Source organism: Agrobacterium vitis, assembly GCF_013426735.1.
In the GTDB taxonomy this organism is placed as follows: domain Bacteria; phylum Pseudomonadota; class Alphaproteobacteria; order Rhizobiales; family Rhizobiaceae; genus Allorhizobium; species Allorhizobium vitis_D.
The window spans coordinates 3,673,127-3,687,474 of the sequence record NZ_AP023272.1; the positions used below are offsets into that span (position 1 = coordinate 3,673,127).

18 protein-coding genes and 1 tRNA gene are annotated in these 14,348 nt (G+C 55.9%); 14 read left to right on the forward strand and 5 right to left on the reverse strand.

Translation table 11 applies throughout. The annotated features are described in order from the left end of the window. Positions 1-275: 275 nt before the first annotated feature. The 8 genes from tssI (at position 276) to H1Y61_RS17125 (ending at position 7,636) form a co-directional block, all read left to right on the forward strand. Positions 276-2,687 (forward strand): type VI secretion system tip protein TssI/VgrG, encoded by a 2,412-nt coding sequence (gene tssI / locus H1Y61_RS17090; protein ID WP_180573294.1) that lies wholly within the window; start codon positions 276-278, stop codon positions 2,685-2,687. After that, positions 2,680-3,195: a DUF4123 domain-containing protein gene (locus tag H1Y61_RS17095; RefSeq protein ID WP_180573295.1), complete on the forward strand. Its 516-nt coding sequence runs from the start codon at positions 2,680-2,682 to the stop codon at positions 3,193-3,195. The genes tssI and H1Y61_RS17095 overlap by 8 nt, the downstream gene beginning before the upstream one ends. Beyond that, positions 3,196-3,666: a hypothetical protein gene (locus H1Y61_RS17100; RefSeq protein ID WP_180572326.1), complete on the forward strand. Its 471-nt coding sequence runs from the start codon at positions 3,196-3,198 to the stop codon at positions 3,664-3,666. A 12-nt stretch (positions 3,667-3,678) separates the two neighbouring features. Next, the gene (locus tag H1Y61_RS17105) at positions 3,679-4,473 is read left to right on the forward strand and encodes a hypothetical protein (protein WP_180573296.1); all 795 of its coding nucleotides are present in this window, start codon (positions 3,679-3,681) and stop codon (positions 4,471-4,473) included. A gap of 417 nt (positions 4,474-4,890) precedes the next feature. Next, positions 4,891-5,157, forward strand: coding sequence for a PAAR domain-containing protein (locus H1Y61_RS17110; protein ID WP_322790784.1), 267 nt, complete (start codon positions 4,891-4,893; stop codon positions 5,155-5,157). Between the two features lie 927 nt (positions 5,158-6,084). Then, positions 6,085-6,615, forward strand: coding sequence for an AP2/ERF family transcription factor (locus H1Y61_RS17115; RefSeq protein ID WP_235680782.1), 531 nt, complete (start codon positions 6,085-6,087; stop codon positions 6,613-6,615). A gap of 35 nt (positions 6,616-6,650) precedes the next feature. Then, positions 6,651-7,157, forward strand: coding sequence for a hypothetical protein (locus H1Y61_RS17120; protein ID WP_180573299.1), 507 nt, complete (start codon positions 6,651-6,653; stop codon positions 7,155-7,157). Beyond that, on the forward strand, positions 7,154-7,636 hold the full coding sequence (locus tag H1Y61_RS17125) for a hypothetical protein (RefSeq protein WP_180573300.1): 483 nt from the start codon (positions 7,154-7,156) through the stop codon (positions 7,634-7,636). Before H1Y61_RS17120 ends, H1Y61_RS17125 begins: the two co-directional genes overlap by 4 nt. A gap of 260 nt (positions 7,637-7,896) precedes the next feature. Here the strand turns inward: H1Y61_RS17125 and H1Y61_RS17130 are convergent, their stop codons facing one another. The 3 genes from H1Y61_RS17130 to H1Y61_RS17140 are packed head-to-tail and all read right to left on the reverse strand — an operon-like array spanning position 7,897 to position 10,158. Next, positions 7,897-8,556, reverse strand: coding sequence for a transcription termination/antitermination NusG family protein (locus tag H1Y61_RS17130; protein ID WP_235680784.1), 660 nt, complete (start codon positions 8,554-8,556; stop codon positions 7,897-7,899). Next, the gene (locus H1Y61_RS17135) at positions 8,546-10,000 is read right to left on the reverse strand and encodes a helix-turn-helix domain-containing protein (RefSeq protein ID WP_180573302.1); all 1,455 of its coding nucleotides are present in this window, start codon (positions 9,998-10,000) and stop codon (positions 8,546-8,548) included. The genes H1Y61_RS17130 and H1Y61_RS17135 overlap by 11 nt, the downstream gene beginning before the upstream one ends. Continuing rightward, positions 9,997-10,158: a hypothetical protein gene (locus tag H1Y61_RS17140; protein ID WP_180573303.1), complete on the reverse strand. Its 162-nt coding sequence runs from the start codon at positions 10,156-10,158 to the stop codon at positions 9,997-9,999. The genes H1Y61_RS17135 and H1Y61_RS17140 overlap by 4 nt, the downstream gene beginning before the upstream one ends. A 130-nt stretch (positions 10,159-10,288) precedes the next feature. On the opposite strand from H1Y61_RS17140, the gene H1Y61_RS17145 reads away from it, so the two are divergent. The 6 genes from H1Y61_RS17145 to H1Y61_RS17170 all read left to right on the forward strand — a co-directional run bounded on the left by H1Y61_RS17145 (position 10,289) and on the right by H1Y61_RS17170 (position 13,022). Next, positions 10,289-10,822, forward strand: coding sequence for an XRE family transcriptional regulator (locus H1Y61_RS17145; RefSeq protein ID WP_235680786.1), 534 nt, complete (start codon positions 10,289-10,291; stop codon positions 10,820-10,822). Between the two features lie 183 nt (positions 10,823-11,005). Beyond that, positions 11,006-11,188, forward strand: coding sequence for a hypothetical protein (locus tag H1Y61_RS17150; protein ID WP_180573305.1), 183 nt, complete (start codon positions 11,006-11,008; stop codon positions 11,186-11,188). Between the two features lie 188 nt (positions 11,189-11,376). Further along, a complete protein-coding gene (locus H1Y61_RS17155; RefSeq protein WP_180573306.1) occupies positions 11,377-11,547 on the forward strand; it encodes a hypothetical protein in 171 nt (56 codons plus the stop codon). After that, on the forward strand, positions 11,547-11,780 hold the full coding sequence (locus H1Y61_RS17160; protein WP_180573307.1) for a hypothetical protein: 234 nt from the start codon (positions 11,547-11,549) through the stop codon (positions 11,778-11,780). The genes H1Y61_RS17155 and H1Y61_RS17160 overlap by 1 nt, the downstream gene beginning before the upstream one ends. Then, entirely contained in the window at positions 11,777-11,977 is a 201-nt protein-coding gene (locus tag H1Y61_RS17165; RefSeq protein ID WP_143245012.1) for a hypothetical protein, read from the forward strand. Before H1Y61_RS17160 ends, H1Y61_RS17165 begins: the two co-directional genes overlap by 4 nt. Beyond that, positions 11,964-13,022, forward strand: a complete 1,059-nt coding sequence (locus H1Y61_RS17170; RefSeq protein ID WP_087727215.1) for a tyrosine-type recombinase/integrase — start codon at positions 11,964-11,966, stop codon at positions 13,020-13,022. The genes H1Y61_RS17165 and H1Y61_RS17170 overlap by 14 nt, the downstream gene beginning before the upstream one ends. A 36-nt stretch (positions 13,023-13,058) precedes the next feature. Here the strand turns inward: H1Y61_RS17170 and H1Y61_RS17175 are convergent. Both H1Y61_RS17175 and H1Y61_RS17180 read right to left on the reverse strand, forming a co-directional pair. Continuing rightward, positions 13,059-13,132 (reverse strand) — tRNA-Gly (locus H1Y61_RS17175). A gap of 55 nt (positions 13,133-13,187) precedes the next feature. After that, a complete protein-coding gene (locus H1Y61_RS17180; protein ID WP_180574545.1) occupies positions 13,188-14,285 on the reverse strand; it encodes a 2'-deoxycytidine 5'-triphosphate deaminase in 1,098 nt (365 codons plus the stop codon). Positions 14,286-14,348: the final 63 nt, after the last annotated feature.

The window sequence follows — 14,348 nt, forward strand, 5'->3', positions numbered from 1 at the left end:
ATCTCGCATGCGCAGATTTCGGACCTCATTGCTGGCTCAAGCCACAAAAAAATCGACACTCTTCGCTGGCAGTTTCGACACCGAACCACGTCACACTCACGCGTATTTTTTCGAAATCCATCTCCAGCAGCAGAATCGTCTCCAGGCGGCCATCAACCTTGACCTTTTAGGAGAGAGATCTATTATCGACATACAGATGGCGTAAATGAGATATTTTATGCGTTAACCGAGTAGGTGTTCAACGCGATTTTCGATGACGTTATATGGGGGCATCCATGGACGACATTCTGTCGCCGACCGACTTCATACAGGCAAGCCGTGTTCTGAGACTGTCGTCATCCCTGGGTGAGGACCAGCTTCTGCCGGAGCGGATGACGGTTGACGAGGGCGTCAATCGCCTGTTCGAGATCACTATATCTGTGCGCGCCAAGCGTGAGCTCGTCAAGCCCGAGGAGCTGATCGGCAAGCTGGTGGATGTGTCTCTGGAGATCCGCCAGGGCGAGTTCGATGAGGGTGGCGTGCGCCGGCCGTTCAATGGGCTGGTCACCAATCTGTCCGAGGGGCCGCCGGTGACGCGGGGCCTGCGATCCTATACGCTGACCATCCGGCCGCAGTTCTGGCTGCTGTCGCGCCGCTCCGACTGCCGCATCTGGCAGAACATGACCTCTATGCAGGTGTTGGAGACGCTGCTGTCGGAACATGGTCTTCCCGCGGCTGCCTATGCGCCGCTGCACAAAGCGCCGCCTGCACGCGAATTTTCTGTCCAATGGAATGAGACGGATCTCGATTACCTGCTGCGCCGGTTCGAAGAAGACGGGTTGTTCTACTGGTTTGAGCATGAGGTGGGCGTCCACCGCATCAAAGTCAGCGACAGCAAGGTCGCCTGGAGCCAGCCTTCGGCCTCTGCGGAAGGCGCCGACAAGGTGAGATTAGCGCAGGGATCGTCGGATCGCAACCATATCAATGAATGGATGCGGCAGTTTGCCTTCATCCCCGGCCAGCGCGCCGGCGCCGACTGGAATTTCGAGACGCCGAGCACCGTGCCACTCAATGTCACGCCATCGCTGATCCAGATGCCGGGGGCGGCCAAGCGCGAGCTTTACGAATATCCGGCCCGCATCAGCGATGTGAAGGAAGCCGAACAGGCAGAAACCTTCCGCATGCAGGCGGTGGAGGCCGATCATGAGCGGGTCACGGGCAAGTCCAATGTCCGCTTTCTCGACGCCGGCCGGCGCTTCACGCCCTATGAGGAGCCGCATCCAGAACATCAATACGAAGAGCATGTGATCACCAGCATTACGCACTGGGTGGTCGACCGCTCCTATGAGACGACGGAGAACGAGCAGGAATATCGCAACGAGTTCGAAGCCATTCCATCGCGCGTGCCGCTGACCCCGCATCGCGACACCAAGCGCCCGCGCATCGAAGGCGCGCAGGTGGCGATCGTTGCAGGTCCCTCCGGTGAAGAGATCCACACGGATCAATATGGCCGCATCAAGGTCTGGTATCCCTGGGATCGGCGGGCGAAGAAGGATGGTTCCGACACCTGCTGGATACGCGTCAACCAGGCCTGGGGTGGCGGCACCTGGGGCGCACAGGTCATTCCCCGCATTGGCATGGAGGTCATGGTCTCGTTCGTTGATGGCGATCCGGACCGGCCTCTGGTCATTGGCGTCGTGCCCAATCCGAAGAACCCCGTGCCCTATGATCTTCCCGCCAACAAGACCCGGATGGTGCTGCGCTCCAACACCCACAAAGGCAGCGGCTTCAATGAGATGACCTTCGAGGACGAGAACGGCAAGGAGAACATGTTCTTCCATGCCCAGAAGGATCAGACCACCCGAGTGCGCAATGACCGCACCAAACGCATCGACCGGCATGAAGTGGCCTCCATCGGTGGCAACCGTGCCGTGGAAGTCTCTGGTAACCAGAAGCACGAGATCGGCGGCTCGGTGAACACCGTCGTTGGCGGCACTGGACCGATGGCGATGCTGGCCATGGCCGGCGTGCAGGCGCTGTCGGGCCAGACGGCAGGGCTCTTGGCCCAGGCCGCTCAGATTGCCGGCGGTGGTGGTCCCGGCATTGCCAGCTTTGCCACCACACTCGCCTCCTCTGCTCTGGGCTTTCTCGGCGCTGGCGGTCTTTCCGCGCGCGAAGGCGTCGTCTCCGGGCCGAGTCCACGTGCCGATGCTGGTACGGCGCTGGCTGGATCTGGCACCGGCGTTGGTTCAGATGCCTCCGGCCTGTTCCCGCTGCCTGGCATCATGAACACCATCATCAGCAGTTTTAAGTCCGACAGCATCGGCATTGCCCGCGCCGAGCAGATCGGCGTCAGCAAGGTCACCAATGTCGGGCAGATCTCGATCGAAAATGTCGGCGAGGCTAAAAAGACACTTGTTGGTAAAGAGTATCAGGAAAAAACCGGTGTCTACCGTCTAATGCAGTCTGATAAAGACATTGATATACACGCCAAGCGTGTTGTCCAAATAACCTCTGCAAAGAATATAATCGTTTCGGAAGAAAAGGTAGTCATATCAACTCCGGGTGGAATGATAGAGATAAATGATAAGGGAGTGATAATCTCAGGAAAAACAGTCCGCATCATCACGAATTCACTCGATATTGAAAGCGGATTGAAAAGTGAAAGTTGTATGAAAACCTCTAGGGGGATTGTGTTCGGTGAGTAAGCTCCAACAGTTTTTAAGGCTGACTGATCAGAAGCAATCACATGCGCTAATCGACGCAATAAACGTACCTAATTTGTATGCTCGATTGGAAGCGCTCGACAGTCCATTCGTCAGTTTGCTCAACGGTTGGTCATCAACATCATATCTGCGTGTTGCACCTTTTTTGGTGAAGATTGACGGTATCTGTCCTCGTCTTGAACTCTTGATAGAAGATGCGGCTTCTGCCAGCGCTATGGTCTGGTTGGAATCGAACCATCCGATTGAGCGGATTAGGTCCCGCCTATTCAAATTCTACTACTGGCGTCATGGAAGGCACCATGTGTACGCGCGCATCGCGGACGCAATGTATTTTTCCTCGTTTATGAAAGTTCTGAACGAGGATCAGGCTAAACTATTGGGTACTGTTGCGCCTCGTTTTCTGGTGCCGTCCGGTGATAACAGTATCGAATTCTTTCAGTACGATGATGCGCTTTGCCGATTTGTCAACAAAGAAGCGGAGATAGTTTGAATGGCCGCGGCCGCCTCTAGCAAGTTCTGTCCGAACTGCCCTCCCGAAGATGTATGTGAAGAGCTACGAAAAATCGTTCGCCGACTGGTTTTTCAGAAAAAGGCGGAGACAGGGACGCGCGGATTAGCAGAGCGGATTATGGATCAGTTGAACGGGACCCGGGCTGGCTGGGCCGGGCACGACGAGGCTATAACCAATTTAAAAAATCAAATCGCGAAAGTCATGAAGGATTTTTCCGATAACAATTGTGGTGACAAAGCCCCGATTGGAAACGATGCCAAAGCGTGGATCAACCATCCGAATCCTACCATCGATCAACTGAAAATGGATGCCGTCGAGGAGCCGGGTCTATTCGATATGAAGCGTTGGGAGCAGATCACTGGCCTTACCGGCGCTGCACTGATCACGTACCTAGTGATTTCCGAGGGGTCCCGGCTCTTTCCACCACGAAACGTTATTCCAGTGCCATGAGGAAGACGAATTATGAGACGCTCAGAACAGTCTTGGATATGGGAAAAAATAGTTGTCGTTCTCAGCATGGACGTCATAGATAATGCAATTATATCAAAAATTGGCCTGACAGATTTCAATGTCACGCAGTTAAGGCCGTCGTTACGCCTCGCGATCGAACGGACCGGGTTCAGCGCTGATAAATCATTATCATTGTGGGATCTAGCTATTGATGATCTGCAGAAGAAACTTGGCGTCGGACAATCGAGCGTTTTTGTTGAATGGGCAGAGAAATTCCCGTGCGATCCCGATTCTGTTCTCCCAGAACTGAACGCATGGGAGCGTACCTGGCCAGACCTTGCGAACGCCTTAAAAACCTCGGTGTCCGCTAAATCCTGGGGTGAAGACGTCGCAAGCCGCTATTGGCAAATGGCTCGACATCCGATTGTCGAGAATATGCTTACGCAACGACTAACTGCGCCCCTAACAGAATGGGACAAGAGGTGCTTCGGACATTATTCGAATGAAGATATGATATCTGAGATCGAATTTTTCACGGTACTAACTCTGGGATCTGAACGCCGAGAACTTGCGAGGTTTTGGGGTGACGTTTCTGCGGAGCTCGACGAGCATGCCAAGGAAATTGTGTGGAATTTAGGAAAAAGTGTGTGGGCCAGCATGCATCAACCGATGGACGAGAGCGCTATACGTTCAATGCGTGGTGAATATGAAAGCGAAATCGAATTCGAGCAGGCAATAGCTGTTATCGGTCATCAAAAGCCGCCGATCGATTTGCCGCATCCTGACACGCTGCTAACCTACGCCTGAGGTTGTGACATGCTATCTGCGGATCAAATGCAGCAAATAGAATTGATATATTTGGAAAGGAATTACATCCCTAGAATGATCGAGTATCTGCAGGAGGAAGGATTTTTGGGGGATCCCGACCGATGGAAAAGACACATTAAGAAAATGCATGAATGTCTCTCGCTTTTACGGATCAACAGCCCGAGAAATACGTTCCGTTTCTACCGCTTTGACTTAGTTTCATCATCCATGAACGCTTCAGACAGACAGTATTTTTATTCAATATTGTTGAAGACGGGCCTTAACGAGACCACCAGAATGGATCTGGTTGAGAAAAATATCCTCGGTGAAGACAATAGACAGCGCTGGATAGATCTAGAGTGAGAAAACCAACGCGAGAGGTTTGAAATGGGTAATCCGATAGCTGTTATAGGTAGCATGCATTCATGTCCTAAGGTTGAGCCGGGGCCGACGCGCCATGTGGGAGGGCCTGTAACCACCGGACAAGGATTTGTCCGCATCAATGGTGTACCCGTCGCCGTTGTTGGAGATGATGCCATTTGCACTGGTGGCGGGCATGTCGATAAGATTAGGTCTGGCTCCAGTATTGCACGAATTAACGGTCGTGCCATTGCCCGTGTGGGGGATACAACCTCTCACGGCGGTTTAATTGCCGAGGGAGTCGGTGAAGTTCGTGTCGATTGACGAAGCGTTTTCAAACCAGTTCGCTGGAACACTGGAGATCTCTCGAGAGCGCCGATTTTCCGATGCTGAAATTGATGAAGAGAGGTCGCGAGCGAACGTGGATATTATTGTGGGGACGATCCTACAGCACTGAACGTAGGGACGCCCTGATAGTCAACGTATAGGACCGATGCGGGGTCCGCTAAATCGCTCTGAATCTATGGAGAAAACGGCAAAGACAACCTGGACAGAAGGTATGGCCGTTAATTGTTAAAGTCAGACTATTGGATAACCGTAGATGAATTGGGACGTGATGCCTTTCGAAAGGATGGGGCCGATCCGTTTCGGTATGACAGCGGAGGAGGTCTCAGCAATAGTAGGCGCACCCGACCGATCGAGTCGAGGCCTAAGACCTGGAAGTTTCAATGAGCAACGAGGCACCAAGGCTCCGATTGTTCGATATCGCGAAAACCGCGTGAGAGAAATTGAAGCCTTTTACGATCTCGAAAATGTCACGCTCAGGGGCGTTCAGATTTTCCAAGGGAACGGGATTGATGTCCTTCGACAACTAGAGGAAATGAATGGGGGAGCCAGTCTATCAGTTGGGATAGTGTTGTTCGAAAATATCGGGGTCACTACCGGGCGATTAGATGAAGAACCACGCACCGGACATTCAATCACTGCTTTTGCGACTGGTACGTGGAACGGTCTAACAGACGACTTCACGGCCATCACATTCAGGTAATGCTGAATACAATGACTTTTCTGCATAAGGCCGCTGCTTCCGATGGCGCAAATCTAATCTACTGTCGCAGCGTCAACCGCGGTCGAATGTCCTCCGGTCGATGATCTGCCCGCTTCGAATTTAGTTGGCGGAATATTTGAGAATAGAGGATGACCAGAGTAGGACCAAAAACTCCTCCAGGAACCCGCTTCCACGAAGAGGCAATGTACGCGATCCCTCGGGTTGATACGGATCGACATCGCCAAGCTTGGCTGGTTCACCTGACGCGCGGCGGAAAAACGATCCAGATGACGTTCAGCGATGGAACCTACGGCGGCAAGGAACAGGCGCTAGAGGTGGCAAAAGCCTATCGCGATGCTGTTCTCCGGGTTGTGCCGCCCTTGACCAACAAGGATATGCGCATGCTGGTGCGCAAGAACAGGTCCGAAGGCAGCAGTGTACCGGGCGTCTACTACATCGAACGCGCCGGAGCGCATAAATCCGACATCTGGATGGCCCGTATCGAGATCGCCGTTGATGACAACACGCCGGTCCCTGAAGGAAAGCGGCGTCGACGGCAGTTCACGCGCTCGTTCAATGTCGCCAAATACGGGTACGAAGACGCGCGGCGCATGGCCGAGGAGGAGCGCATCCGCATGGTGCTGGCCGTCGAAAACGGCGAGGATCCTGCCCTGCGGAGCCCGCAAGCTGTGACGCTGCACCAAAAGCTTAACCGTGACGAGAGCGCTGATTAGAGACTGCGTTTCCCCGGCATCACTGAGGACCGACATTGGCACTGTTTGCAGCAATTTCTCATCGCCTCCCGTCCTGGCTGACCGTCGCCGTCATGATCAATCTGATTGCAACGCTCGAAGCCCGAGCGAATGAGGTGACCGTCGCGCAGGCCCTCGATGTCTGCCGATCAGCCACTGTCCAAGAGGCAACGCAAATGGGAGATCTGCTTGGCTGGCCTCGGATGCCAGAAGATAAGAATTGGAAGTCGTCTTATGAGACCTATAACAAGGTCACCGTCGAGGTCGTCGGATGGCGCGACGAAACCGCAGGAAGCAGCTTAAGTTTCTGGATCGCCAAAGGCGTTAATCCAGGCAAAGCATGCAATTATAGCCCCACCAACAAAGATACCCTGCTCGCAGACATGAAAGCCGTCCTTGGCCCACCCCAGGACGAGGATCATAACGAAATCGTCAATACCGCCTATTGGCGGTTACCCAATGCCGAAATCTATTTCACGAAGGTCGGCTCAACGTCGAGCTTTACGATGAGCGACAGAAAATGAAACGAAGCCTATGGATAGCCTTCCTTGTCGCCCCGCTTTGGGCGCCATTATGTTTCACAGGCTACTCGGTTATCAGGGCACCTGCAGACCCAATTTTGGCGGAAATGTCGACGACAGAGGTCGTCGCAACCTCTTTGGCGGTCACAGTGCCGATGGCGTACATCGCCATGCTCGTGGTTGGTCTTCCCGTTCATCTGATCCTGAGCACGCGAAGGTACAGACGGGCAGTGCATTATGCTGTCAGCGGATTTTGTACGGGCGTCATTCTCAGATGTATCGGCATAGCCACGACTTGGTTCTCGTTCGCCATACAAAACCATCTTGAAGCGGGCATTGTCTGCAAAGAGCTGAGTGATGCTTTTTTCCACGAGCCGATCCGGTTGCTGGCGCCCGGTTTGGTCAGCCTGTTCGTCGCAGTAATTTTCTGGAGCATCGCCCGCCCAGATCGTGCCGAGAACGCCAGTGTCGCGGAGACATAGAGGTCTCAAATGTTTCGCTGGCTGACACTGACCGTCTCTGCACTGCCACATTCACCTCCTGCCTTGTGTTTCCTGCTCTCCCGGAGTGGTTTTTTGTCTCCAATTTCCGCTCGCTACACACGAATGACTGACGCCGGTGCAGGAGGCGGATCGGGTTCAAGGCAAACCCACCCCCTCCCCCTGGCCACCGAACCTTCGGAGCCATCAGGCAGTCGTGGCAATCCGAGCGTCGAGACGTCTCCACTTCCGAAGCCACCGTCTCACTCCGCTATGGCATCCACACCCATGGTGACCTCACTCATGCCACCGAACATCGGAACATCCACCACCACCTGGCCCCGCTTCGACAGTACCTTGCGCACCGTCACCACAAAGTCGGCAAACGGGCCGGAGCGGATCGTTACCTGCTTGCCGAGTACATCAGGCATCGGCGGCACATCGCCCGCATCCATGTGTTGTCTGTCAGCAGACTTGGCGGATAATTGCAGCTGTCGCATCAAGGCTTCCGGCATCAGATAGGGCCTGCCATCCTGGCCCATCAGGCTCTGCAGCCTGGAGGCTACCAGGAGCCCGGCATAGGCCTCGTTGTCCGGGATCACCCGCACGAACAGATAACCTCGGAACAGCGGCCGCTCGACGATGAAGGCCGGCTTGCGGCGGCGGGGCGGCAGTCTTCGCCGCTCGCAGGGGCACCAGCAGTCGATGCCCTGCTCCGTGAGCGAATCGCGAATGACCTGCTCCAGACCGCTCTTACAGTGCGCCACCAGCCAGCGAGCCCGCGCGTCGAAGTCAGGGCGGTCGTGCCGTGCCATGGCGATCTGGCGTTGGCGCCTCGCCTCGACGGCTGTGACACGCGCCAGCCTCAAGAGCCTTTCGTTCGAGATGACGGTCTGTTGGTTACGGTCACGGTTATGCTGCATCATGGGTGCGTCCCTTGCTCAAGCTGGTGATGAAGTGATCAAGGGCGGCCTCGACCGCCACGTCGAGATCGTGCTCTTTGGGGTTTATGGCCGGAAAGCAGATCCAGTCGCTCAGGCCATCGATGAACATCCAGCCACGCCGCTCATGCAGCCGCCGCCAGGCCGCAAACAGCGGGCTGCCGCACTCGACCCTCTCAAAGCTGGTGACCAGCGGCAGGATGTCGGTCGTCGTCTTGAACGGCTCGTTGCGCCCGGCGAGATCGCGCATCTTGCTGACCAGTGGCCAGCCATGGTCACGGCGCTTTTCCCAAGCCAGCGCCTCCTGGCTGATCGCTCCTGAGGCAATCCGCCGTTCATCGAAAGCCGTCATCACCAGCTGGCCTGTGGGCTCACAGAGCAGCGCCTGGAAATGCCGGCCCATCCACAGCTTGCCGCAGACCTTAGCGATGACATGGGTGGAGGAACGGGTTTGGGGATTAGTTTGGCTGCAGGCACCGACGTAGGAATGGGGATGTGTCCGAGCGTAGGTATCCGTCTGGGCAGTGCTTTGAGCCTGGCGTCCCGTCCAACCCTCAGGCACCTCCCTCCATGCCCGTGCCTTGAGGTACACGGCCGGTACCGTCAATTCCTCACGTGCTGCCCAGGCCAGATAGGCTGGCGTCCGCTCGATGCAGGCCTCCCGCTCCTCAGCCGACAGCGCAAACCAGGCATTGCGGGCAAAGTCGGGATTGCCGGGCCTTGGCCACAGCTTGAACCAGGCGTCGAACTGCTCTCCGATCCGGACGCGCTCCAGCCGCCTCGCCGCCCTGTCGTCGACATCAGCGGCACCACGACAGTCCTCAGCCGGTTCGCGCGCGCCCTCCCCTTGGTAGGAGTCAGTCTTTGCTAGATTTAAGTTATTACTAAGGGCCGATTTTACCGGCGCCGGTAAAACCGGCGACGGTTTTGCCGGCGACGGCAATTCAGTCTGCGGTAGACATGCAACACTCTCGGATGCCACATCGGCTCCGACCGAGCCGTCGGAACTGCAGGATGTGTCGGAAGCATCAGACGCATCTGCCGTCTCCGAAGCATCAAACGCATCTGTCAGCTCGGAGGTATCGGAGACATCATAGACGTCGGTATTGGCGGAGCCTGGTTGGCGCGGCTCGTCAAAGATCACCAGCACTGTTGGTCCGAATTTGCCGCCGGCGCGGGTCTGCTCCCGTTCCGCATAGCCGGTCTCCACCAGCTCGACGATCATCTTGCGGGCCTTGTCGCGCCCGCAATTGCCCTTCTTGACGATGTCGCCAATCACCACGGTCCAGTTGTCGGGCTTGGACAGCAGATAAGACAGCAGCCAGCGCGCCTCCATCGACAGCCGGGCATCTTCAAACACATGATTGGGAATGGCGGCATAGTGCGCATTGCGCACCCCGCGCCGGATCGTCGCTTCGCCGCTCACAGCGCACCGCCTGTGCGCACCAGGGTGCGCAGATCGAAACGATCGATGAAACCGCAGAGATCGAGCATGCCGTCATCGTCGCCAGCGGCCGGGACAGGCTGGTCGTTATCTATGCCAGGATCGATCAGACGGATAGGGATGAGCAGGATGGATGTCATTCGCGCATAATATGCGCAAACAGATATCATGAAAAGGCGATTTTATCCATAAACGGATTTTTTAGTTTCATCGATCTATAGTATCTACATGCCCATGGATATCGCGACATACATAGCCCAGCTGCTCAGCATGAAAAAATGGAACCAGGTCAAACTGGCGGCCCATTTTGGCGTGTCCCAATCCACCGTCAATCGATGGAAGTCCGGCTCCGAGCCGGAAGGCCACCACCGCGATGCTATCCGCGAACTCTACAACATTGAGTTCGGCTCTCCCGACAGCAAGCCGTTCAAGCGCGTCAAGCTGATGGGCAAGGTCGGCGCCGGCCAGGAAATCTACGCCATCGACGATGGCGGGCAAAGCTACGTCGATGCGCCGGCAGATGCCCATCAGAACACCGTTGCCGTCGAGGTGTCAGGGGAATCGATGTATCCCGCCTATGAAGAGGGAACCATCCTCTTCTACTCCAAGACCTTGCCGCCCTCCGAGATGGTCAACAGGCGCGCCGTCGTCCAACTGGCCGACGGGCGAATCTTTGTCAAAACCGTCCGCCCGGGCACAACCCCGAACACCTGGACGCTGACCAGCATCAATGCGCTTTATCCCGATATGATCGACCAGATCGTCGAGTGGGCCGCCCCGATCGACTGGATCAAGCCGCGGTAAAATATCCAGATTATCCGTTCAACGAAAAATAATTATGTTTTCGCGCATTTTTATCTTGATCACATAATTCCGTTTGCGCATATTATCCTCCGTCCGCGCCAAATGATGCAGATCCCAGCGGATAACCGGTAACGCAACGCCCGCTCTGCCCTAATCTGCAGGACGAAACCGAGGATGAAACCCATGCAGCAGACTGATACCATCACACGCGAAGATGAGCGTGATCGAGCTCAGATGTTCGCGCGCTATCAGGAGCGCGGCCCGCAGACCGAGACTGACCTCCTTAGCGCCGGCATCAGCAAGGACAGTCAGCAGCGCAATGCAGCGGCGGTCGCATATCGCGTTCGGCTGTTCGACGCGGCCTAACCCGGCAGTTCGTCAATCCACCCCGCTGACCTGATAGAAACACAGTCGGATTCGGGTTCCGCAGCCTAACCACTGCGGCTTGCGAACGGATCAAGCTCCCACAGCACCACCAACCAGCCAACGCAGCCGCACAACGGACTGCGATCGATGATCCGTGCTCGCATCACGGCCATCAGGAAGAGGACGTCATGATCACTCCATCCAAACAGCAGCCGCGCCGACCGCTCTTCCGCGTCCGCTTCCGTGATGGCCACACCGTCACGATCGCTGCCACCAACAGCCTCAAGGCGGAACAGAAGGCACTCCGCGCCCGGCCCGGATTTATCGACACTGTTCGCATTATCAAAGGAAAAAGCTGATGTGTGAGACTAAAATTATCAGAGGCGCGTTACCGCGCCGCGAAGATGTAATCCAAGCTGCCCAAACAACAACAACGTTCCTCCGCCAAAAGATCCTGCCTGCTTGGCATTCGTTGCCGGTAGCCGAGAAAATCCTTTCGAGCCACACCGACATTCCTCTGCTGACGCTCATCACGGGCTATCGCCGCGAACACACGCAACCGGCAGTGATGCGTGTGGAGTCTCAGACATGAACAGACGCCAGTCTTTCCGAGCCAGCGACATCAAAACGGTACTCTGCGCGTTAAAGAAAAACGGACTTTCGCCGACCGCTGTCGATACTATGCCTGACGGCACCATCCGCTGGCACTTTACACCCAACCCGCAAAATGAGCAGAATGATCTGGACAGAGAGCTTGCGGAGTTTGAACGAAGGCATGGTCATAGTTGAATTGAAAGGCATCCATCGCGTTAAGGCCAAGGGAAAGATCTATTTTTATGCTTGGCGCGGTGGCCCCAAGCTGACAGGCGAGCCAGGTACCCATGAATTCATGGCCTCCTATAATGAGGCCATAGCGACACGAGCCGCACCAGAGAGCGGTAAATTCCGGTCCATCATCACAAACTATAAAGCGACCGAGTTCAACAAACTGGCAGCCTCGACCAAGCGCGTTTGGACACCGTGGATCGACCGCATATCCGACTATTTTGGCGATCTCAGTATCGCGCAGTTCAACCGCCATGAGCGTATCCGGCCCATCATCCGCCGGTGGCGCGGCCAATATAGCGAAACTCCTCGTAGCGCTGATACAGGCTTGCAAGTTCTCTCTCGCATCCTTTCCCATGGAGTCGACCCGCTAGGCAAAATCGCATCCAACCCGTGCGAAGGCATCAAGCATCTCTATAGCAATGACCGCGCCGAAATCATCTGGACCGATTCGGACGTCGAGCAGTTAAAAACGCAGTGCTCAAATGAGGTCGCTTGGGCTGTCGATCTCGCGGCACATACCGGCCTTCGTGTCGGCGACCTCATCAAGCTATGTTGGTCACATGTACGCGAAGACGCCATTATCATCTCCACCGGCAAAAGCCGACACAAGCGCGAAGCCATCATCCCTCGCTACGACAGCCTTAACGAGATCCTGGCCAGCATCCCAAAGCGTTCGCCAATCATCCTTACCAACTCATTCAAGAAACCGTGGACCCAGGACGGCCTTGCAAGTTCCTTCTGGACGGCAAAGGTCAAATCCGGCCTTCAGGAACGCGATCTGCACTTCCACGACTTGCGCGGAACAGCAGCCACAAAGTTTTACACGGCGGGCCTTTCGATCCGCGTGATCGCCGAAATCATGGCTTGGGAAGAAGAGCAGGTTGAGAAGATTATTCGCCGGTACGTCGGCAGATCATCAGCCACCAAGGAGATGATCAGGCAAATCAACGAGGCCAGATCGAGAACAGACGTTGTAAAACCATCTGTAAAACCGTCCGGAAACTGATACCGAAAAACGGGCGTAAGTCATTGAAAAAACGTCTGGAGCGGGTGAAGGGAATCGAACCCTCGTATTCAGCTTGGGAAGCTGCTGCTCTACCATTGAGCTACACCCGCCTGATGCCCGAGAGTTCCTACACTTGGGCGTTGATGTCAAGCATGAAAGCGCAGATCAGGCTGCGCGAAAATGCTTGGAGAGCTTCAGTCCCTGGGCCTGATAGTTCGAGCCGAGGCCTGTGCCGTAGAGACCCTGGGGATGCTCGAGCATATGTTCATAGACCAGGCGGCCGATGATCTGGCCGTGTTCGAGAATATAGGGTACTTCGTGGCTGCGCACTTCCAGCACAGCTCGGCTGCCGGTACCGCCAGCCCCGGCATGGCCGAAGCCAGGATCGAAAAAACCAGCATAATGAACGCGGAATTCCCCGACCAGCGGGTCGTAAGGGGTCATTTCCGCCGCATAGAGCGGCGGTACATGGACGGCCTCGCGTGAGACGAGAATGTAGAACTCGTCGGGATCGAGGATTAATTCGTCACGGCCACGGCTGTAGAGCGGTTCCCAAAAGTCCAGCACATCATGGGCAGCCTTACGATCGACGTCGATCACCGCCGTATGATGCTTGCCGCGATAGCCGACCAGCCCGTCCGGTCCTGTCCCCTTCAGATCGATGGACAGCGCGATGCCGCCACCCGAGACATTGGGCGTCTCGCTGGCCACCAGCGTCTCAGCCTTGTGCAGATCCAGAAGTTCGCTATCGCTCAGCAGCGCATGACCGATCCGGAAGCGGATCTGCGACAGGCGAGAGCCGCGCCGCACGATAATCGGAAACGTCCGCGGGCTGATTTCCAGATAAAGCTGGCCCTTGTAGCCTGCCGGAATCTTGTCGAATTCCTGCGCGTAATCGACCATTACCCGCGTAAAGATGTCGAGGCGACCGGTCGAGCTTTTCGGATTGGTGGAGGCCGATAGATCCGTCGGCAAATCCAGGCTCTCCATCAGCGGCACGATATAGACACAGCCGGTTTCAAGGACAGCGCCATGCTCCAGATCGATCTCGTGCAGGGTCAACCGTTGCAGCTTGTCCGCCACCGTGCTGTTGGGGCCGGGCATGAAGCTGGCGCGCACTCTGAGCGCTTTGGAGCCCAGCCTCAGATCAAGACTCGCCGGCTGGATCTGGTCTTGATCAAGCATGGTTTCGCTCAAAAGCGAGGCCGAGCCGAACAATTCGCCTATGGCGCGATCCGCCAATATGCCCGCATTCCGTGTCATCATGTCTTCCTTGCAGCGCCGACGCCGAACAAAGCGCGCAACATGCCGCAGCCCCGTCAAACA

Bases quoted from the DNA above. Each gene is read 5' to 3' on its own strand.
- tssI (WP_180573294.1), top strand. From the start codon at position 276: ATGGACGACATTCTGTCGCCGACCGACTTCATACAGGCAAGCCGTGTT.
- H1Y61_RS17100 (WP_180572326.1), top strand. From the start codon at position 3,196: ATGGCCGCGGCCGCCTCTAGCAAGTTCTGTCCGAACTGCCCTCCCGAA.
- H1Y61_RS17105 (WP_180573296.1), top strand. From the start codon at position 3,679: ATGAGACGCTCAGAACAGTCTTGGATATGGGAAAAAATAGTTGTCGTT.
- H1Y61_RS17110 (WP_322790784.1), top strand. From the start codon at position 4,891: ATGCATTCATGTCCTAAGGTTGAGCCGGGGCCGACGCGCCATGTGGGA.
- H1Y61_RS17115 (WP_235680782.1), top strand. From the start codon at position 6,085: ATGTACGCGATCCCTCGGGTTGATACGGATCGACATCGCCAAGCTTGG.
- H1Y61_RS17125 (WP_180573300.1), top strand. From the start codon at position 7,154: ATGAAACGAAGCCTATGGATAGCCTTCCTTGTCGCCCCGCTTTGGGCG.
- H1Y61_RS17130 (WP_235680784.1), bottom strand. From the start codon at position 8,556: ATGCAGCATAACCGTGACCGTAACCAACAGACCGTCATCTCGAACGAA.
- H1Y61_RS17140 (WP_180573303.1), bottom strand. From the start codon at position 10,158: ATGACATCCATCCTGCTCATCCCTATCCGTCTGATCGATCCTGGCATA.
- H1Y61_RS17145 (WP_235680786.1), top strand. From the start codon at position 10,289: ATGAAAAAATGGAACCAGGTCAAACTGGCGGCCCATTTTGGCGTGTCC.
- H1Y61_RS17150 (WP_180573305.1), top strand. From the start codon at position 11,006: ATGCAGCAGACTGATACCATCACACGCGAAGATGAGCGTGATCGAGCT.
- H1Y61_RS17155 (WP_180573306.1), top strand. From the start codon at position 11,377: ATGATCACTCCATCCAAACAGCAGCCGCGCCGACCGCTCTTCCGCGTC.
- H1Y61_RS17160 (WP_180573307.1), top strand. From the start codon at position 11,547: ATGTGTGAGACTAAAATTATCAGAGGCGCGTTACCGCGCCGCGAAGAT.
- H1Y61_RS17165 (WP_143245012.1), top strand. From the start codon at position 11,777: ATGAACAGACGCCAGTCTTTCCGAGCCAGCGACATCAAAACGGTACTC.
- H1Y61_RS17170 (WP_087727215.1), top strand. From the start codon at position 11,964: ATGGTCATAGTTGAATTGAAAGGCATCCATCGCGTTAAGGCCAAGGGA.
- H1Y61_RS17180 (WP_180574545.1), bottom strand. From the start codon at position 14,285: ATGACACGGAATGCGGGCATATTGGCGGATCGCGCCATAGGCGAATTG.